At 51.1% G+C, this 19,677-nt stretch carries 15 protein-coding genes; 13 read left to right on the top strand and 2 right to left on the bottom strand.

All coding sequences use genetic code 11. The features are described from left to right. Positions 1-13 precede the first annotated feature (13 nt). From QWJ20_RS06685 to cysM, 13 genes are all read left to right on the top strand, one after another. A complete protein-coding gene (locus QWJ20_RS06685) occupies positions 14-160 on the top strand; it encodes a hypothetical protein (RefSeq protein ID WP_277513015.1) in 147 nt (48 codons plus the stop codon). A 27-nt stretch (positions 161-187) separates the two neighbouring features. Then, positions 188-1,150, top strand: coding sequence for a pesticin C-terminus-like muramidase (locus QWJ20_RS06680; RefSeq protein WP_277513016.1), 963 nt, complete (start codon positions 188-190; stop codon positions 1,148-1,150). Positions 1,151-1,507: 357 nt separating this feature from the next. Continuing rightward, positions 1,508-2,029 carry a sigma-70 family RNA polymerase sigma factor gene (locus QWJ20_RS06675; RefSeq protein WP_095993759.1) on the top strand — a complete coding sequence of 174 codons (522 nt, stop codon included), beginning with the start codon at positions 1,508-1,510 and terminating at the stop codon, positions 2,027-2,029. Beyond that, the gene (locus tag QWJ20_RS06670) at positions 2,016-2,966 is read left to right on the top strand and encodes a FecR family protein (RefSeq protein ID WP_433992136.1); all 951 of its coding nucleotides are present in this window, start codon (positions 2,016-2,018) and stop codon (positions 2,964-2,966) included. Before QWJ20_RS06675 ends, QWJ20_RS06670 begins: the two co-directional genes overlap by 14 nt. Before the next feature lie 119 nt (positions 2,967-3,085). Further along, entirely contained in the window at positions 3,086-5,899 is a 2,814-nt protein-coding gene (locus QWJ20_RS06665; protein WP_433992135.1) for a secretin and TonB N-terminal domain-containing protein, read from the top strand. A gap of 25 nt (positions 5,900-5,924) precedes the next feature. Further along, positions 5,925-8,696, top strand: coding sequence for a M16 family metallopeptidase (locus QWJ20_RS06660; protein ID WP_433992134.1), 2,772 nt, complete (start codon positions 5,925-5,927; stop codon positions 8,694-8,696). Continuing rightward, positions 8,693-10,366, top strand: a complete 1,674-nt coding sequence (locus tag QWJ20_RS06655; RefSeq protein ID WP_120358290.1) for an ABC transporter ATP-binding protein/permease — start codon at positions 8,693-8,695, stop codon at positions 10,364-10,366. Before QWJ20_RS06660 ends, QWJ20_RS06655 begins: the two co-directional genes overlap by 4 nt. 345 nt (positions 10,367-10,711) lie before the next feature. Then, entirely contained in the window at positions 10,712-11,323 is a 612-nt protein-coding gene (locus QWJ20_RS06650) for an RpoE-regulated lipoprotein (RefSeq protein WP_433992133.1), read from the top strand. 188 nt (positions 11,324-11,511) lie between these two features. Continuing rightward, a complete protein-coding gene (locus tag QWJ20_RS06645; protein WP_205556551.1) occupies positions 11,512-12,411 on the top strand; it encodes a Dyp-type peroxidase in 900 nt (299 codons plus the stop codon). A gap of 320 nt (positions 12,412-12,731) precedes the next feature. Then, positions 12,732-13,760, top strand: coding sequence for a sulfate ABC transporter substrate-binding protein (locus QWJ20_RS06640; protein ID WP_095701706.1), 1,029 nt, complete (start codon positions 12,732-12,734; stop codon positions 13,758-13,760). Then, positions 13,760-14,614, top strand: a complete 855-nt coding sequence (gene cysT, locus QWJ20_RS06635) for a sulfate/thiosulfate ABC transporter permease CysT (protein WP_433992132.1) — start codon at positions 13,760-13,762, stop codon at positions 14,612-14,614. The genes QWJ20_RS06640 and cysT overlap by 1 nt, the downstream gene beginning before the upstream one ends. Then, a complete protein-coding gene (gene cysW / locus QWJ20_RS06630) occupies positions 14,614-15,480 on the top strand; it encodes a sulfate/thiosulfate ABC transporter permease CysW (RefSeq protein ID WP_433992131.1) in 867 nt (288 codons plus the stop codon). Before cysT ends, cysW begins: the two co-directional genes overlap by 1 nt. Before the next feature lie 63 nt (positions 15,481-15,543). Continuing rightward, entirely contained in the window at positions 15,544-16,425 is an 882-nt protein-coding gene (gene cysM / locus QWJ20_RS06625) for a cysteine synthase CysM (protein ID WP_127157539.1), read from the top strand. Positions 16,426-16,428: 3 nt separating this feature from the next. Here cysM and QWJ20_RS06620 read toward each other — a convergent pair whose 3' ends face one another. Further along, positions 16,429-18,381 (bottom strand): MacB family efflux pump subunit, encoded by a 1,953-nt coding sequence (locus QWJ20_RS06620; RefSeq protein WP_433992130.1) that lies wholly within the window; start codon positions 18,379-18,381, stop codon positions 16,429-16,431. Between the two features lie 3 nt (positions 18,382-18,384). Beyond that, positions 18,385-19,584, bottom strand: a complete 1,200-nt coding sequence (locus QWJ20_RS06615; RefSeq protein WP_039485001.1) for an efflux RND transporter periplasmic adaptor subunit — start codon at positions 19,582-19,584, stop codon at positions 18,385-18,387. Positions 19,585-19,677 lie beyond the last annotated feature (93 nt).

The following is a 19,677-nucleotide window of genomic DNA, read 5'->3' as shown; positions in this document are numbered from 1 at the left end:
ATGAGGCCAGTGAATGAAAAAAGATGAAAGTGTTAAAAGTGAAAATAAATTGGAAGTTAATTTTCATGATGGAAACGAAACTGAAGAAAAAATAAAACCTGAAGAGATAAAAAAGCGGCGGCCTGGATGTAAACGGGAAAAGTGTTTTTGTGCACGATGAAATATATCTTGGAAAAGGAGAGTGAAAATGGCGATATACAAGGTAAGTGATTTAACTACTAAGATTACAATTGATTGCCCTGATGATGTGTATATATTAGATGCCTTAGAGGAAGCTGGGGGGAATTTACCATACTCATGCCGTGCAGGCTCATGTTCGAGTTGTGTAGCATTATTAATTACTGGAGACGTTGATCAGAGTGATGGAAATTTCTTAGAAGCAGAAGATCAGGATATTTTTTTATTAACTTGCTCAGCTTATCCTGTTAAAAACTGTGTTATTAGAAGCGGTGCTGAAGGGCTGCTTCATGAAAGAGTAAAATTACGCCGGCAAATTCTTTCAGATAAGTTGAGAATTAATATTGATTTTTTATTAGAATCTGAAGGGTTTAAAACAAACGGGTATGTTCCTAGAAATGAAAAGGGGGAGGTATATAAGAATTCAGGTGTTACTATCGGTGGGGGGGTGGATTTAGGACAAAGAGATAAAGATGAATTGCTACGTGATGGCGTACCGCAATATCTTGTGGATATATTGTCACCTTATACCGTAATTAAAGAACATGTTGCTGTTGAAAAATTAAGGCAATCACCATTAAGTTTGACTGCAGATCAGGCTGATTTCTTAACCTCTATTTACACACAAAAAGCACTAAGAAAGGTAGAAAAGGCCTTTGATGCTGAATCAGTTGGTTTGAAATTTAATGAGTTACCGGCAAATACAAGGACGGCGATAGCAGATTTAGCATTTCAATATAATAATCTAAAAACAGAAACGCCAAAATCCTGGGGATATATTACCCGTAATGAATGGGATTTATTTTTCAAGGAGCTTAATGATTTTGGTGATGGGCATAAAACAAGAAGGAAAAGAGAGGCGGAACTTATTTACCTAGATATTGAAGCTTTGGCTTATGCTGATTATCAGCATATTAATTCTTTGTTTGCTTTCGCTGATGGTCAACCTTACACTATTATTCTTCCACGGTGAGTTTTTATGAAATAAAATTTCAGTGTGACTTGGTTTATTGGTGAGGATAAATAATCCCTTAGTGTATTAATATCTGTATGAAAATGGAGCTGGCTTGATAAGCAGCTCCGGTTTTTTATTAGAGAATTGATATTTATTGAATCAATCGAATGTTTAGATACCGTAATTTAAATTGTACATCGGCTGACTTTGGGTATGTCCACTTCAGCTATGGAAGAAGGTAGATGATGAACGAAGAGATACCATAAAGTGCTTGTAGTCGAATTGTCTAAAAAGTGTTGCATCGTGTCACTGGCTTAGATGATAATGAGTATCAATTAAACTAATATTATCTAATTTTTGCCTGTTGAAACCATTATGACGCAGCTAATTTCTTTCTGGAGTGATTTTTACCAGACCCACCAAGGATGGCTGCGGGGATGGCTTTGTAAAAAAATAGGCTGCATTCATCAGGCAGATGATCTTACCCATGACACCTTCCTAAAACTCCTGACGCTTGCCGACCCTGCCGCTATCCGACAGCCTAAGGCATATCTGATGGTGACGGCGAATCACGTCATGATCGATCAGTTCCGTAAGCGTAAGCTGGAACAAGATGCGTTATCTGCATTAGCAGTACTAGTTGATGGGGAAGAAGAGCATTCTGCGGAATATCGTGTTGCGATAAGTCAACTTGTGGCGACAGCGCTACATATTCTGACCCATGAGTTAGATGAAAAGGTACAACGTGCGTTTATTATGGCGCGTGTGGAAGGACACGATTATCGGACGATTGCTGAGGCGCTGCACGTTAGCGAAAGTAGCGTAAAGCAATATCTGGCGAAAGCGATGGTGCATTTCCATAGCCGGATCTTTTTCCAGGAACATGATGAAGCATAACGCTGACTTTGAGCAGATTCAGCAGCAAGCCGCTGAATGGGTACTACGCTTCTCGGAGGTCGAGCAGGATAGCGACGACGCGATATTACTGCACAAAGAGTGGCAGCAGTGGTGCCAGAACGATGCTCGCCATTCTGTGGTTTATCATCAGATGCAGCAATTATGGGCAAGTGCAGCCATCACGCCAGCGGCGACATCCCGAAAATCACGCTCATCCCGTTATGCTGCTCTGGCGATTTTCATCGCAGGTGGTTGGTTACTAAGCCAACTGCCTTATGCTTATTGGTTGGCCGATCAGCGCACTGTTGCTGGTGAAGTTCGGCGCATTGTTCTGGATGACGGCAGCGAATTGATGCTGAACAGCAATTCGGCTGTGAATATTTCCTTCACATCACAAAAACGAACAATCACGTTGCTACGTGGTGAAGTTTACGCGCATGTTGCCAAAGATCCGCGTAGCAGACCGTTTGTGATTGACAGTGCACAGGCAGCGGCTCAGGCACTGGGTACTCGCTATAGCGTACGTGATACAGGAGAGGATACGCTGGTGAGCGTTGACGAATCTCGTGTACGTGTTACTGCAAATGAGAACTCGGATATCCGCCTCGACATTGGTGCTGGTCAGCAGGTTGGACTCGATCGGCTCCATATTACCCGGCCAGTGGGGGCATCAACGGAAGCGGGTTGGATTCACAACCAATTGATTTTTGAAAATGCCCCGTTCATTCAGGTTGTTGATGAACTTTCCCGTCATTACCCAGGGCTCATTTATCTGGATCCGCGTCAGCGCCAGGAATTAGATAGTCTGCACTTTACCGGCGTTCTGCCATTGAATGACAGTCAGCAGGCGCTCGAGCTACTGAAACATTCCCTTCCCATCTCCGTCCGACAGTCTCTCGGCTACATTGTCTCGATTAGTGAAAATAAAAAACTTTAATAATCAATGGTAAAGAATTAATTTAAATATAAATGATAATTATTTTTATTTTCTTCTGCCCGATTTTTGCTGAACAACGTCTTCTCTCCTGAAAACATAAAATAATTCAGGGTAAATTCATGCGTAATTTTTTGGGGATGCGTAACACAATTTGGCCGACTGCGATGCTAACGCTGGCGTTAAGCGGAGGCGGCTCGGCGTTTGGCGCAACGGCACCAGCACAATCAATACACCTTCCTGCACAGTCATTGGAAAAATCATTAACACAGTTGGCACGGCAGACGGGCGTCAACTTTGGTGTTGATAGTCAACTGGTGGCAGGGAAGCAAGCTCCTGCGTTAGAAGGAAACTACACGGTGGAACAGGCTTTGGATAGGTTATTGAACCGTAATAACCTTTATGCAGAGCCTACAGAAACCGGTAAAGCTTTTATCATTCGCCCAATGGCTAGCGTGCCTGCGGCGGATGATGTACAGAGCATACCTACGGGTGCAGATAATAGCCGCGCAGGAAATGAAGGGCGCGGTGATGTGATCATGGTAAAAGCGCAGATTACGCCGGGGCCGATGGAGATCGGTAGCCAACAATTGGTGGCTGAGGAAATCGCAAAAAAGCCGACAGCTAATGGAAATATTACTGAATTGCTGCGCACTAACCCAAATGTGCAATTCTCTGAAACCTCACGCAATAGTGAGACTCCAGGAGAACTGGCCCCAGATGTTGTCTCATTTCACGGTGAGAAGTTCTATAACAACAACTTCATGATCGACGGGATGTCGAACAACGATCGCCTGAACCCCGGTGTGAATGTCGGTGAGGTGGGTTCTACAGCCAATGGGAATGCCGCTAATGATTTCCCCTCTGGTCATCCTGAATCCTTCTGGATAGACAGTAGCCTGATTGAAAGCCTGTCGGTTTATGACAGTAACGTGTCGGCTAAGTATGGCCAATTCACTGGCGGTGTCATTGATGCCAAACTTAAGAAACCCTCGTTTACCGAGCCGTCTGGTTCTGTCTCTTACCGTACAACGCGTTCGTCATGGACGAAATATCATCTGGAGAAAAAAGATGAAGCCTCGTTCAGTGCCGCTACTACGGCTAAGAGGCAGCCTAAGTTTACCAAAAATTTTTATAACCTGAATGTGAGTCAGCCACTAAGTGATAATGCTGCGCTGATGTTTGTGTATAGCCGTAAGGAATCTGACATTCCGTTCTGGCATACGATTTTTCAAAGATGGGAAGATCAGTCGCGCGAATCTGAAACCTATATGTTACGGGGGGCGTGGGATGCCAATGAGCGAAATCAATTTAGCTTATCATTCATGCATTCACCTCATAGTGCAAGCTATGTACGTTCCAATATAAAAGATGGGGATTTTACTGCCGAAGGAGGGGGGTATAATGCCAACCTTAAGTGGGATAACCAGAATAAGTGGGGCAAAGTTGCCACACAGTTAATATGGAAGCAGAATGAGAATACCATAAAGAATAAGGGAGACAATTTTTATTCTTGGGCTAAAACAAACAGTATTGACTGGGTGTCGAGTTTTTCAGGAACTGCTGCCCAGCAGGGTGGGTATGGCACGGTAAGAACCGAGCAATCTGGCATTAACTTTAAACAGGATTGGCAGCTAAATCCTTTTTCTGCATGGGGTGTACAGCACCAGTTTGATTTTGGTTTTGATACCGACTTTTCCGAAGCTAGGTATCAGCGTAAAAATAATTCCTATTCTTATGCTAATGCGGTCAGAAAAAATAATGTGGTATGTAATGGTGATTCTGCATGTATTGACGGTGAACAGTATTTCCGTCAACGAACAGTATATGAAGCTTCGGATGTAAAAGTCGCAGCAAGCACTTATGCTGTTTATTTACAAGATACATTGACCTATTCCCGCTTAACCATGGTTCCCGGAATTCGTGTTGATTATGATGACTATATGAAAAACATGAATGTCTCACCGCGCTTTAGCTCAAGCTATGATATATGGGGAGATCGTTCCACTGAAGTCTTCGGTGGAATTAATCGTTACTATGCAGGCAATGTCTTGGCTTATAAGCTGAGAGAAGCCCGTAAATTGGGTTATAACGAATGCCGAACTGATCACATTGTTGGCACTTCATGCCCATCAACGTCAAGGAGTTCGGGTAATACAACAGAAGACTGGCAATTTATGACAAACCTTCGGCCAGTTAATTATAAATACACCTCATTAAACACACCCTACAGTGATGAATTGAATCTCGGTGTGCAGCAGCGTATTTATGATACGGTTTGGGCGCTGAAATGGGTTCATCGTGAAGCAAAAGATCAATTTTCTGCTGAGCAAAATAAAACCACAAAAACTTATGAGCTCACTAATAATGGTAAGTCTGAATCCGACACGTTTAGTCTAGTGGTAAAACCGGTTTCTCCAATTGAATGGAATTCCGCGGTGTTTAGCTGGACGGCGGGAGGAAATATACAGAAAAGTACTTCCTCAAATAAAGACTATGACACCGAAGCGGATACCGATGGCTATATTCTCTACAACGGGAAAATGATCCGCGCGATTGATAAACCGGCAGATAATTTCAACCGTCCTTGGACAGCATTTATTGAATTGAATACTGAAGTTCCTAACTGGCGTTTAGATTGGACGCAACGCTTAAGCTATGTGGGGGGCTATAAGGCGATGACGCGAACTGAAACTATTAACTGTCCAGATGATGACCGTTGTTCCGGATATGTTGGTGCTACCGATGTTTATGAAGAAGAGCAGTATGGCAACAATATGCTATTGGATTGGCGTGTGACTTATACCCAGCCATTAGGTAAGCAGAATCTAAAAGTGGGCGTAGATGTACTCAATGTCCTGAATAAAGCCAATAAGAACGAATCTAACTATGGATTAGGTCGTCAGTTTTGGCTGGATGTGACGTATTCATGGTAAGTGAGAAAAATAATAAAGGTCAGTGATGAAAAATAAAATCATGTACTGGCTGGCGGGTGCTATTTGCCTGTTAGCTGGAAGTGTTGTGAGCCAGGCTGAAGAAGTGAAAAGCCCATTGCCGGTCATTAAAGAAGGGACATTGGCGAATGGACTTCGCTATACCCTCGTGCCGCTGGAAGGGCAAAAGTCGCGGATAGATGTTCGCCTGATTGTTGATGTCGGTTCGATTGATGAGAAGGACAACGAATCTGGAGTGGCGCATATCGTGGAACATATGGTGTTCCGCGCCAGCGAGGCGTTTCCTCAAGGCGTAAGTACCGAATTGCACAAGCAAGGGTGGGTACGCGGTCAGAGCTATAACGCCGTGACCAACTACGAGCGCACCATGTACATGATGAGCCCGCCGAAAGGGAATCGCGATCTGGGCACGACGTTGCAGGCGCTGAGCCAGATGACGAGCCATGCGAAACTGCTGCAAAGCGATCTCGATGATGAGCGCAAAATTATTCTGGAAGAGTGGCGTGGCAAGCTGGGCGTAGCGGAACGCATGAACCAGCAGCGCGTACAGGCGATTCGCCATGACTCTCGTTATCCTTCCCGCCCGACGATTGGTACGGAAGCGTCGATTAACGACACGCCAGCCAGCGTACTGCAAGATTTCTATCAACGTTGGTATCACCCGTCGAATATGCGTTTGATGATCATTGGTGATATCACGCCTGCGGATGCAGAACGCGAAATTCAACGCTATTTTGCACCGCTGCCAAATGTCGCTGTGCCAGCCCGTGATTACTACGAGCCATTACTGAAACCGAGACTCAACGTTGCCCGTTTGCAGGATAGCCAAAGTGGTAGCAGCCAGGTGTCATTTGTCTACCGTTTCAATGACAAGGACACATTCGGTCAGTCTGACTACTATCACCGTGTGCTGACGCAAATCACGATGTCTGCGGTAGGGCGTCAGGTTCGTCGTCAGCAAGCGGAGCTGCCGCAAGACGCCAGTAGTCTGGTGGTGCGTAAATCGAATATCGGTAAAACGACCGCCGCGCTGGGCTTCTTCGCGAATGTGATGCCGGGTGGTCATGACGCTGCGATGTCCGCCGTGCTGAAAGAAATTGAGCGGTTTAAACGCTATCCGTTAAACGAGCAGGACATCACGGATATCAAATCCAACATTCGTGAAGCGGCACAGCGTATGAGCGATGCGCCTGAAAAACGTGAGTTTTCAGATTGGGTTCAACTGTTGACCATCTCATGGCAGCAGGATCGCCCTTATGTTGGTAGCCAGCAGCGCGGTAAAGACGCACTGGACATCGTGAACACGATCACGGCAGAAGACGTGAACCGCCAATGGCAACGCTGGTTAGCCTCACCAGATACGTTGGCACAGTTTAGCGTGCCGGGTGCGACGCCTTTCACGTTGCCGACGTCGGATGCGATTCGTAAGTTACAGGCACAGTGGGCAGCAGCAACACTGGCACCGTTACAGGTAGAAAAAGAGAAAGTCATCCCTGAATTGCCTGCGGTAACGCAAACGGGGAAACGCACGGCGGTGAAGACCTTTGCCGCGCAGAAGGTAGAACAGTGGCAGTTGAGCAATGGTGACCGCGTGGTCTGGCTGCGTGCGCCAGAAGCGGGTAAAAAAGTCTACCTGACGGCAGTGAGCGACGCGGGCTATTTGTCGACATCGACCAATCCGTGGCAGGTACAGCTGGCAAGCCAATTAGTAAACCAAAGCGGACCGGCAACATGGAGCGGTGAAGCGCTCAGTAACTGGAAAAAGGAAAAAACGCTGTCGCTGGGCATCAAGCAGGAAGCGGATCAACTGACGGTAAGCGGGAGTGCGCCAACGGGGGAGTTAGCAAACCTGTTAGCGTTATACCGTGAGCTGAATGTGGCGCCGGGTATCGATCCTGATGTGATGAAAGAGAGCATGATGGGTCTGGCGCGTCAAAAAGCCAATGACGATCAATCGGTTTCAGGAACACGGGCTAGTGACATTGCCAAACTGCGTTTTGGTGAGCCAGCCTGGCAGCAGCCTGAAATTGCAGAGCTGAAGCAAATTTCAGCGCCGGCGCTGCTTTCACAGTGGCATAAAGCGGTGTTTGCTCCGGTCACCTACTATCTGGTGGCAGATATGCCAGCCGCACAGATTTTGCCGCAGGTTGAACGCTATTTAGCGACGATCCCGCGTCAGTCTGCTAGTGAAGTGAAATCACATCTGGCTCTGCCAGGTAAACGTGAAGCGACATCGGCCATCAGCATCGAACCGCGTGCCGATATCCGCACCTGGAGCTTTACGCCGCATGCATGGACGCCACAGGCTGCCGTACAGGTGAGCGTTGCCCGTAATCTGGCGAATAAGTATCTCAAAACCAGCCTGCGTGATGATGCGTTAGGTATTTACCGCATGCGTCTCGATAGCGAACTGGAAGATAAAAGACAGCGTATTGAAACGGAAGTGAGCTTCTCCAGCGCGCCTGAACGTGCGCAGGAATTGTGGACGCTGGCTGAGAAAGCCTTTGCTGAACTGCCGACGAAGATCACCCAGCAGGATGTCGATGAGCAGAAAGCACAGTTCATCCGTGCAGAAAAAGGGCGTCAGGGCGATCTCATGACGATAGAGCGCCGTCTGCTCCTGAGCTACCGCCACTATAACGATCCACGTTATCTGAGCAGCGTATCCAAACTGGCTGACAGCATCACGCTGGAAGAGGTACGGGCGATGTCGGCGAAGCTGTATAACCCGGATAACCGCGTGCTTTACATCACCTTGCCGCAAGAGGTGAAAGAGTGAAAAAGATGGCGGCACAGTTTGTCGATCTCTGCCGTCCCTTTTGGGGCGGTAAGCGGAGCTGGCAGGCTTGGTTACTTTTGTTTATCGCCATCGGGATGGGCGGGATGATTGTCTATCTCAACGTGTTATTAAACGAGTGGAGTAAGACGTTTTATGATGCGTTAGGTGCATTCGACAGCAATTTGTTGCTTTCTCTGATGAAAGAATACGGTATTTACATCCTGCTCTATATTGGGTCGATCGTGTATCAGGAATGGTTTACCAAACTGCTAATTATCCGCTGGCGCAGTGCGTTAACCGCAGAGATGGTGGATAGCTGGCTGGCGAAGCGGGCATTTTATCGCATGTCGGTGGCGGGCAAGGTTGATAACCCCGATCAGCGTATTGCCGAAGATATCAACCTGTTCGTCGACAAAGCCGTTAGCTTGGTGGTGGAGTTTTTGATCGTCACGGCACGCTTGTTTTCTTTCGTCGTTATCCTGTGGGGATTGTCGGGCGTTCAACGCTTTACCCTATTCGGTGAAGAGTGGGTAATCAAAGGCTATCTGGTCTGGATTGCTGTTCTGTATACGCTGATCGGCAGCCTGATCACGCATGTGGTCGGGAAGCGCTTACATAATATTAATTATGAAAAGCAAAAGGCGGAGGCCGATTTCCGTGCTGCGTTGCTGCGTAAGCATGATAACGCCGAGCAAATTGCGCTATATGGCGGCGAAGCGCAGGAGAAAAACCACCTTCAGCGTCATTTCTCTGCCATCGTGTCGAACTGGGGACGTTTTATGAATGCTGAGCGTAATCTGGGCTTTTTCACCACGGGCTATATGCGTGTGAGCCAGATTGTGCCGGTCTTTGCTGCTTTGCCTGCCTTCCTGAGCAAGACGGTGACGCTGGGTGGATTGATGCAGATTCGTGGGGCGTTTGCGCAAGTGCACGGTGCGCTGAGCTGGTTTATCCATAAGTACAAGGAGTTTGTGATTCTGTCCGCCAGTATGGCGCGTTTGAGCCAGTTTAAGGAAGAAATCAAACGTCATCAGTCTGAACAGGCCGATGTGACGGTAGGGCAAGATTTACGTATTGATCAGCTTTCTTTCACCACGCCGCAGGGCGCCCCGCTGTTGCAAAAGGTGGATCTGAGCTGTGAAGCGGGTAGCTGGAGTAAGTTTTCTGGCCGCAGCGGGTTGGGGAAATCCACGCTGCTGCGTACGCTAAATGGTTTATGGCCGTATTACGATGGCCGCTGGCAGTCGCTTGAAGGCCGCAGCCTGCTGTTACCGCAGCAAAGCTATTTGGGGCAGGGTACGCTGGCAGAGATCCTCTGCTATCCATATCCGCCGCTAGCCGATAGCGACATGCTGCGTCAGACGCTCGATAGCGTCGGGCTGGGCGCATGGCGCGATCGTCTGGATGAGCAGCTAAACTGGGATCGCGTATTCTCCGGTGGGGAGCGGCAGCGTGTTGCCTTTGCCCGTGCGCTGATTGCTAAACCCGATACGCTCTATCTGGATGAAGCGACGAGTAATCTGGATCATGACGCTGCCAGACAGCTTCTGGCACTGGTCAAGCTGGCATTGCCAGCGTGTACTGTGGTGGCGATTACGCACCAGACGGAGCTGGACGATCTGTTCACGCACCGTTATGACTTAACGGATTTTGCCTCACAGCGCAGTTGATGTTGCACGCAGGCCTTCCGAGTGTCGTGAGGCCTCAGACTGTTGATAAACCTATTCGACGAATGAAAACGGGAGTAACGGAATAGAAGAGTAAAGCGTTTGCGCCATGGATGGCGCAAGCCGAGCGCACATGGACGTGTTTACAGCGACTTTACGATCTATCCGTTACCCCCGCACTCTGCGGCCTTTGTCTGTCGTTCTGGTAGGTTTCTTCCCATATGCCCCCTATAATCTTCCGCAGGATTATCCCGTCTTTACGGCACTTTTCGTCGCTCGCAGACTCCAATTCCCATCTTACTAGGGTGGCTGATGACGAAAGCCGTTCAATCTTGAGGAGTACATGCCATGAATTTTCGCCCGCTGGGTTTATCGCTGGTGCTGGGTTTACCGCTGTTGCTGACCGGATGCAGTACGCTTTCCAATTTCTCCTGGTCCAGCCTGTCGCCGTTTAACTGGTTCGGCAGCTCGCTGGAGGTGACCGATGCGGGTGTCGGTGGCATCAATGCCGGTACGCCATTGTCCGAAGGGGCGCTACAGAGCGCGCTGGATGGCAGTTATCAACTGCGTAGCGGAATGGGTACGTCCAACGGTCAACTGGTCGCGTTTTATCAGGCGCTGGATGGCAAAGACGTGAAGATGATCATCAGCGGCCAGCCGAAGGGCAGCGTGCGCAAAGTTGAGGTTATGGATCCGGCGATTGGCAGCGCAGGCGGCGTGAAAATTGGTTATGTTTTTAGCAATACCTACAGCAAAGCGTTTGAATCCTGCCAGTTGGGACAAGGTGATGATGCGCAGAGCGTGGAATGTGCCGCACCGCAGAGTACGCATATCAGCTACGTCTATTCCGGCGAGTGGAGCGGCCCAGAAGGCTTGATGCCGCCCGACGATATCCTGAAAACCTGGAAAGTGAGCAAAATTGTGTGGCATGCGCAGGGGCGTAACACATCCGCGTTATAAAGGAGTGTCTCGTAAAGGACTAATTTGTCTTTACGCAAGGTAAAAGCCAGGCGGCTTCCGGTATGATAGCGGCACATGCCTGGAATGTGCTGTGGCAGCCACAATCTCTTATGACCGCAGTAATAAGCCATAACTACAGTAGTAAAAGCCATAACAACAAAGAAAAACTGACGCTTGAGGAAGCAGAAATGACACCAATTCAAAGCGGTATTTTATTGGAACACCGCCGTTTTGCCATTTTTATGGAAGCGATGATTCAGGGAGAGTTTGATGCTATCCGGCAGGGATGCAAAAAATTCTGTCAGACGTTACAAGAGTTACAGCAGCAGTATCCCGATGCGGGATTGGGCGCGGTGCTGGCGTTTGGCAGCGATGTCTGGCGCGATCTGGATTGTAACCATAGTGCGGCGGAGCTGAAGCCGTTCACGCCGCTGGGTAAAGGGCTTGCCCCTGCTACGCAGCGTGATGTGTTGATCCATATTCAATCGCTGCGCCATGATGTCAATTTTACGCTGGCACAGGCGGCGCTGGCGGCGTTTGGTAGCGCGATTCGTATCGAAGAAGAAACGCACGGTTTCCGTTGGGTGGAAGATCGCGATTTAAGCGGCTTTGTCGACGGCACGGAAAACCCGCAGGGCGATGCCCGTCACGCCGTGGCGATTATCCCTGAAGGCCAGCCAGATGCGGGCGGTAGCTACGTGTTTACCCAGCGTTGGGAACACAATCTGAAGCAACTGCAACGTTTTAGCGTGGAACAGCAGGAGCAGATGATCGGGCGTACCAAGCAGGACAACGAAGAGCTGTCTTCCGATGAACGCCCAGAGACCTCACACCTGAGCCGTGTGGATTTAAAGGAGGACGGCAAGGGGCTGAAAATTCTGCGCCAGAGCCTGCCTTATGGCACCGCGAGCGGGAAAAACGGCCTCTACTTTGTCGCCTACTGCGCACGTCTGCATAACATTGAGCAGCAGTTGCTGAGCATGTTCGGCGATCGTGACGGTAAACGTGACGACATGCTGCGCTTTACGCGTGCTGTCAGCGGCAGCTACTTCTTCGCGCCTTCTCTGGATCAGCTTTTGTCGCTGTAAGATCTGACGCATTTTCCTGATGCCTGCGCCTGTGCAGGCATCCATTCTCTCCGCTTTCAATGTTTCCACCTCTCTGCCTTGGGCTATCTGGCCGCGCCTTTGCTTTTTCAGCATGCTTTTTCTTCTCGCCTCGCCCGTTTCGGGGTTATGTCCTTTAGCGCTTAAAAAGCCCGAAATGTTATATATAAAGGTTATATGTTAATCACCACTTCCCCCTACACTGATTTGCGCTGACAAGCGTGTGCTATGCAAAAAACGGCTATGAAACGGCTCCTATAACAAGGCCTACCGAATAGGCTCTAACTCTGGCAGGACATAAGATGAATCAAGTACAGGTGAAAGGCTGGCTGGTGAAAGGTTCTCTGGCGCTGTCATTGCTGCTGGGCGGGCAGAGCGCTGTCTCTGCTACCGAGCTGCTGAACAGTTCTTATGATGTGTCGCGTGAGCTCTTTGTTGCGCTCAATCCCGGCTTTGAAAAGCAGTGGCTGTCACAGCACCCTAACGATCCGTTGACGATCAAACAATCGCATGCCGGTTCGTCTAAGCAGGCGTTGGCTATTCTGCAAGGCCTGAAGGCCGATGTCGTGACCTATAATCAGGTGACGGACGTTCAGATCCTGCACGATCGTGGTCAGCTGATTCCGGCTGATTGGCAGGCGCGTTTACCGAATAACAGCTCTCCGTTTTACTCCACCATGGCTTTCTTGGTTCGCAAAGGCAATCCTAAAGGAATCCACGACTGGAACGATCTGGTGCGTGATGACGTTAAGCTGATTTTCCCGAATCCGAAAACTTCCGGCAATGCTCGTTACACCTACCTTGCCGCCTGGGGCGCGACCAGCAAAGCCAACGGTGGCGACGAGGCCAAAACGCGCGCGTGGATTACGCGTTTTCTGGCGAACGTCGAAGTCTTTGATACCGGCGGTCGTGGCGCAACCACCACGTTTGTGGAACGCCAGTTGGGCGATGTGCTGATCAGTTTTGAATCCGAGGTGAATAACATCCGCAATCAGTATGGTGCTGAGAACTACGAGGTGATCGTCCCGAAGGTCAACGTACTGGCGGAATTCCCTGTGGCGTGGATCGATAAGAATGTTGAGAAGAACGGCACCGAGCAGGCGGCAAAAGCCTATCTGAATTATCTCTATAGCCCAGAAGCACAGAAGGTCATCACCGATTTTTACTACCGTGTGAATAACCCGGAATTGACGCAAACGCTGAAATCCCGCTTCCCAGAAACCACCTTATTCCGGGTGGAAGATCAGTTTGGGGCGTGGCCACAGGTGATGAAAACTCACTTTGACACCGGTGGTGAACTGGATAAATTGCTGGCGGCTGGTCGTCAGTAATGTCTTTGGGGTCGGGTAATTTCTTTTCTGGTTCAGGTAAACGGGTACTGCCGGGATTCGCGCTGAGTCTGGGCAGCAGCCTGCTGTTCGTCTGCCTGATTCTGTTGCTGCCCTTAAGTGCGCTGGTCATGCAGCTCTCAGAAATGAGTCTGGCGCAGTACTGGACGGTGATTTCTAATCCGCAGGTGGTGGCCGCCTACAAAGTAACGCTGTTGGCTGCGGGGCTGGCGACGGTATTTAATGCGGGATTCGGCCTGTTAATGGCGTGGATTTTGACGCGTTATCGCTTCCCCGGGCGAGCCCTGCTGGATGGGCTGATGGACTTACCCTTTGCGCTTCCCACCGCCGTGGCGGGGCTGACGCTGGCCGCGCTGTTTTCAACGACTGGCTGGTACGGCGCATGGCTGGCAGAGTATGGCATCAAGGTGTCCTATACCTGGCTGGGGATTACGGTTGCGATGGCGTTCACCAGCATTCCTTTTGTGGTGCGCACCGTTCAACCCGTGTTGGAAGATCTGGGGCCGGAATACGAAGAGGCGGCGCAAACGCTGGGGGCGAATCGCTGGCAGTGTTTTCGCTACGTCATCTTACCGGAGTTAACCCCGGCGCTCTTAACGGGCACCGCGCTGTCGTTTGCCCGCAGTCTAGGCGAGTTTGGCGCGGTTATCTTTATTGCGGGGAACATTGCCTGGCAGACGGAAGTCGTTTCGCTGATGATTTTTATCCGTTTGCAGGAGTTTGATTTCCCTGCCGCCAGCGCGATTGCCTCCGTCGTATTAGCCGCATCTTTATTGATACTGTTTGCTGTCAACGTGCTGCAAAGCCGTTTTGGTCAACGGACCCGGAGCGTGTAATGGCTGAGATACCGACTGTGACGCCACGGCGTCAATCTCATCCGGTTCGGCAGGAACGTAACTGGGCGAGAGCGGCGTTGATTGCGCTGGGCGTGATATTGTCGCTCATCATGCTGGTCATCCCCTTAGTGTCAATTTTTGCCGCTGCGCTGTCGCACGGGTTGGGAGGCGTCTGGCGTAATCTGAGCGATCCTGACATGCTGCATGCCATTGGCCTCACGCTGCTGGTGGTTGCGATCGTCGTACCGGTGAATCTGGTGTTTGGCACGCTGCTGGCGTGGCTGGTCACACGCTTTCAGTTTCCGGGGCGGCAACTGCTTCTCACGCTGATCGACATTCCTTTTGCTGTTTCTCCGGTGGTCGCGGGTTTGCTGTATCTGCTCTTTTACAGCACCAACGGCCCGGTTGGCGGCTGGCTGGATGAGCAGGGGATACAGCTGATGTTTGCCTGGCCGGGCATTGTGCTGGTAACGATATTCGTGACCTGCCCGTTTATGGTCAGGGAGCTGGTTCCGGTGATGATGAGTCAGGGCAGTCAGGAAGAAGAAGCGGCGGTGCTGCTCGGTGCGTCAGGCTGGCAGGTGTTCTATCGGGTGACGCTCCCGAATATTCGCTGGGCGCTGCTGTATGGCGTGGTGCTGACCAATGCCCGAGCGATTGGCGAGTTTGGCGCAGTGTCTGTGGTGTCGGGCTCGATTCGTGGTGAAACTTACACGCTGCCGCTACAGGTTGAATTGCTGCATCAGGATTATAACAGCGTGGGGGCGTTTACCGCGGCGGCGCTGTTAACCGTGATGGCGATACTGACGCTGTTCATCAAAAGCGCCTTGCAGTGGCGTGTGAAGCGTCAAATGAATAAACACTGACTTTTATCTTCTATCTTTTCTATCACTCGCGCCGCATGCGTGAGGTTTTTTAGGACTCAACTTGTGACAACGCTTGAGCATTGTATTGGCAATACCCCGCTGGTGAAATTGCAGCGCATCACACAGGGGTTAAACAGTGAAATCTGGCTGAAGCTGGAAGGAAATAACCCCGCCGGATCGGTCAAAGATCGGGCTGCGCTCTCTATGATCCAGCAGGCTGAGAATCGTGGTGACATCGCCCCCGGTGACCGGCTCATTGAGGCGACCAGCGGGAACACCGGCATTGCGTTGGCGATGATTGCAGCGGTGAAAGGCTATCGGCTGCGCCTGTTGATGCCGGACAACATGAGCTATGAACGCCAGACCGCGATGCGCGCGTATGGCGCAGAGCTGGTGTTGGTTAGTCGCAAGCTGGGAATGGAAGGGGCGCGGGATCGCGCAAAACAGATGGTGCTGGCGGGAGAAGGGAAAACGCTCGATCAGTTCAATAACCCGGACAATTCACTGGCGCACTTTCTTACGACTGGCCCGGAGATCTGGCAGCAGACGGCGGGTAAGGTGACTCACTTTATCTCCAGCATGGGGACAACCGGCACGATTTCTGGCGTCAGCCGCTATCTGAAACAGCAGAACTCAGCGATTTGCACGGTGGGATTACAGCCTGCGGAAGGGAGCCACATTCCCGGAATTCGCCGCTGGACGCCGGACTATATGCCGGGCATTTTCCGCGCCGATCTGGTCGATCGTATTCTGGATATGACGCAGGTGGACGCTGAGAATACGTTACGCCAACTGGCGCGTCAGGAAGGTATCTTCTGTGGCGTCAGTTCCGGTGGCGCGGTGGCGGGTGCACTGCGGATCGCAGCGGAAAACCCCGGCAGCGTGATTGTGGCAATCGCCTGCGATCGCGGCGATCGGTATCTGTCCACCGGGGTATTTGACTGACGACTATTCCCGCTCCAGCGCGTGGATCGGTTCCATCCGCGCGGCACGACGGGCGGGGAAGAAGCCGAAGATAATGCCGATTAGGCTGGAGCACAGGAACGCGGCAATAATCGAGGAACTGGAATAGATCATCGCGAAATTGCTGCTGAACTGGGCGAATAGCACGCCGATAGCCAACGACAGCCCCACGCCGATGATGCCGCCGAACAGGCAAACCAGCACCGCTTCGATAAGAAACTGCTGCATGATATCGCTGGTGCGTGCGCCAACCGCCATACGAACGCCGATTTCTCGGGTTCGCTCCGTGACGGAAACCAGCATGATGTTCATCACGCCGATACCGCCGACTAGTAGTGAGATCAGGGCAATCATCGACACCAGCAGCGTGAGCGTGGTGGTGGTTTTCTCGATCATCTGACGGATGCTGTCAGTGTTCATGATAAAGAAGTCTTTCGTACCATGCCGCTGCGTCAGCAGGGCGGTGATGTTTTTCTCGGCGACGTTCATATCAATATTGTCTTTCACCCGCACCGTGATGCTTTTCAGGTAGGATTGCCCGACCATGCGCTTCATCACCGTGGTGTACGGCACCCAGACATTCAGGTTTTCATCGCTGCCGAAGCCGCTCTGATTCTTGCTGACGACGCCGATAATCCGTACGGGCAGCGAGCCCAGCAAAATCACTTGTCCAATGGGATCTTCGCCGTGGGGAAAGAGCTTATCGCGCGTGTTTTTATCAATCACCGCGTCCTGTTTCAGTTCATCGACGCTGCTGCGAGGGAAAAGCACGCCGCGTTGTAAGGTATAGCCACGTACGGTGAAGAACTGCTCGCCAACCCCGGAAATGCTGGCGGAAACGGCAATGTTGCCGTAGCGCATCGTTACGCTGGTGGAGACGGACGGCGTCACGCTATGCACGTAAGGCTGCTGCGTCAGCGGCTGAATATCGCTGGCGCGTAACGTCTGGATGGCGCTGGCATCCATGTCGCCGAAGCCTTTACCGGGGAAGATTTCCAACGTGCTGGTGCCCATCGAGTTGATGTCGGCCAGCACCTGTTCCTGTGAGCCTTTTCCCAGCGCGACGACCGAGACGACAGACGCAATGCCGATGATGATGCCGAGCATGGTCAGAAAGGTGCGCATTCGCTGGGCGTTCATCGCCAGCAGCGCCATTTTAAACGCGTCAATAAAGCGATCTTTGAACTGATTCAAGGCGGACGTCACCGGAGAGCTGGTAGCTTCTGGTGACGGTACGGCAGCTTCTTCGGGGCGCGTTTGTCGGTCGGCAATCACTTCGCCATCGCGCAGTTCGATGATGCGCTGCGCGTGTTCGGCAATCGTCATATCGTGGGTAACGATCACGACGGTATTGCCCTGTCTGTGCAGATCGCGAAGTATGCTCAGAACTTCGTTGCCGCTGTGGGTGTCGAGCGCACCGGTGGGTTCATCCGCCAGAATAATGCCGCCGCCGTTCATCAGCGCCCGCGCGATACTCACGCGCTGCTGCTGGCCACCGGAAAGCTGGCTGGGTCGATAGTGGAGACGGCTTTCCAGTCCTAGCCGAGTGAGCAGCTCTGCCGCCCGTTGACGGCGCGCCAGCCGACTTTTTCCGGCATAAATGGCTGGAACTTCAACATTCCCCAGCGCTGTCAGGTCGCCGAGCAGGTGATAGCGCTGGAAAATAAAGCCGAAATGCTCGCGGCGCAGTTCCGCGAGCTGGTCGTTATCCAGTTCGCCAACGGCGCGTCCTGCCACCTGATAATCACCGGCAGACGGTTTATCCAGACAGCCGAGAATATTCATCAGCGTGGATTTTCCCGATCCGGATGCCCCGACAATCGCCACCATTTCTCCCTGATTGATGGTCAGGTTGATGTCCTTGAGGACGGTGACGTCCTGTTCTCCGTTGGAAAAGCGGCGGGTAATACCGGTTAGCTTAAGTAAGGATGTGGACATGCGTTACATCCCCATCGGTGGGCCAGGATGCGTAGACGCGACATCGCCGGATGATGGGCTGACAACGACCTGTTCCCCCACGCTGAGCCCCGAACGAATCTGGGTGCGCACGTTATCGTTAAGGCCAAGCGTCACCAGACGCGATTCAACCTTCTTGTTCGCATTCACGACCTGCACGTACCACATGCCATCGCGCGAGGTTAACGCCGTTGCTGGAACGACAATGGCGTTTTTCACTGAAGACAGCAGAATATACACCTGTGCCGTCATGGAAATGCGCAATACGCCGTCAGGGTTTTTCACATCGAACAGACCGTTGTAATAGATCGCGGTGCTGGATGATGAACTGGAACTGCTGCTCGAACTGGATGAGGTTGTGGTTGAGTCTGTGTTGATGGAGTCTGGCGCAGGTTCAATCGAGCTCAGCGTGGCTTCGTAACGGTTATTCGGTTCGCCGAGAATACTGAACCACACGGGCATGCCGGTTTTCACTTTAACGACGTCGGCTTCTGAGATTTTCACCTTGATGGTCATGGTGTCCAGATTGGCGACTTTGGCGATGGTCGGCGTCGTCTGAATCGCGTTGACCGTTTGCCCGGCTTCAACCGGAATGGCGACCACGGTGCCATCCATCGGTGAACGAATTTGGGTGTATCCCAGATTAACCTTGGCGGTGTTGACGGTGATCTGTGCCTGAATGATTTGGGCGTCCAGCGCGTCGATGTTGGCTTTGGTGGCATCTAGCGTCGCTTTTGCACTATCGTAATCAGCCTGTGCGCCAACGCCACGTTTCATCAACATTTGCTGACGCTGCCAGCTTAATTCGTTATTACGCAATTCCGCCAGTTTGGCCGCTCGCTGCGCCTGAATGTTTTTTAACGCGGCTTCACCGTTTTTTAGCGTGTCCTGCTGGGTGAGGTCATCAATCTCGGCGATCAATTGCCCCTTTTTCACCTTATCGCCAAGTTCGACGTGCAGCGCTTTGATTTGCCCCGAGGCCTGCGCACCGACGCTGACCTGCTTCTGTGCCTCAATTTTGCCGTCAGCAAGTACCGTCTGTTCGAGATCCGCAATCTCGGCGGCGGTGGTAAGCGCATTGGGCGCAGGCGATGGCTTGTTGAAAAACAGATGAAGAAGTACAGCAGCGGCGATAAGGCCAAGCGCGATCGTCGTACGGCGTCGTGTAAAAAATCGTGATTGCATCAGGGGGAGTCGTCCTTAATGAATGCATCTGTATCCGTCATACTTCAAGTTGCATGTGCGTTGGCTGCGCTTAGTCACCCGAATCACTTACCT

This window comes from Pectobacterium sp. S5 (genome assembly GCF_051707265.1).
Taxonomy (GTDB): Bacteria; Pseudomonadota; Gammaproteobacteria; order Enterobacterales; family Enterobacteriaceae; genus Pectobacterium; species Pectobacterium polare.
This window is presented reverse-complemented; position numbering and strand designations above follow the sequence as displayed.

Coding starts and splice junctions, on each gene's coding strand:
- QWJ20_RS06670 (WP_433992136.1), top strand. CDS start 2,016: ATGATGAAGCATAACGCTGACTTTGAGCAGATTCAGCAGCAAGCCGCT.
- QWJ20_RS06675 (WP_095993759.1), top strand. CDS start 1,508: ATGACGCAGCTAATTTCTTTCTGGAGTGATTTTTACCAGACCCACCAA.
- cysW (WP_433992131.1), top strand. CDS start 14,614: ATGGCTGAGATACCGACTGTGACGCCACGGCGTCAATCTCATCCGGTT.
- QWJ20_RS06640 (WP_095701706.1), top strand. CDS start 12,732: ATGAATCAAGTACAGGTGAAAGGCTGGCTGGTGAAAGGTTCTCTGGCG.
- QWJ20_RS06645 (WP_205556551.1), top strand. CDS start 11,512: ATGACACCAATTCAAAGCGGTATTTTATTGGAACACCGCCGTTTTGCC.
- QWJ20_RS06665 (WP_433992135.1), top strand. CDS start 3,086: ATGCGTAATTTTTTGGGGATGCGTAACACAATTTGGCCGACTGCGATG.
- cysT (WP_433992132.1), top strand. CDS start 13,760: ATGTCTTTGGGGTCGGGTAATTTCTTTTCTGGTTCAGGTAAACGGGTA.
- QWJ20_RS06680 (WP_277513016.1), top strand. CDS start 188: ATGGCGATATACAAGGTAAGTGATTTAACTACTAAGATTACAATTGAT.
- QWJ20_RS06660 (WP_433992134.1), top strand. CDS start 5,925: ATGAAAAATAAAATCATGTACTGGCTGGCGGGTGCTATTTGCCTGTTA.
- QWJ20_RS06620 (WP_433992130.1), bottom strand. CDS start 18,381: ATGTCCACATCCTTACTTAAGCTAACCGGTATTACCCGCCGCTTTTCC.
- QWJ20_RS06650 (WP_433992133.1), top strand. CDS start 10,712: ATGAATTTTCGCCCGCTGGGTTTATCGCTGGTGCTGGGTTTACCGCTG.
- QWJ20_RS06615 (WP_039485001.1), bottom strand. CDS start 19,584: ATGCAATCACGATTTTTTACACGACGCCGTACGACGATCGCGCTTGGC.
- QWJ20_RS06685 (WP_277513015.1), top strand. CDS start 14: ATGAAAAAAGATGAAAGTGTTAAAAGTGAAAATAAATTGGAAGTTAAT.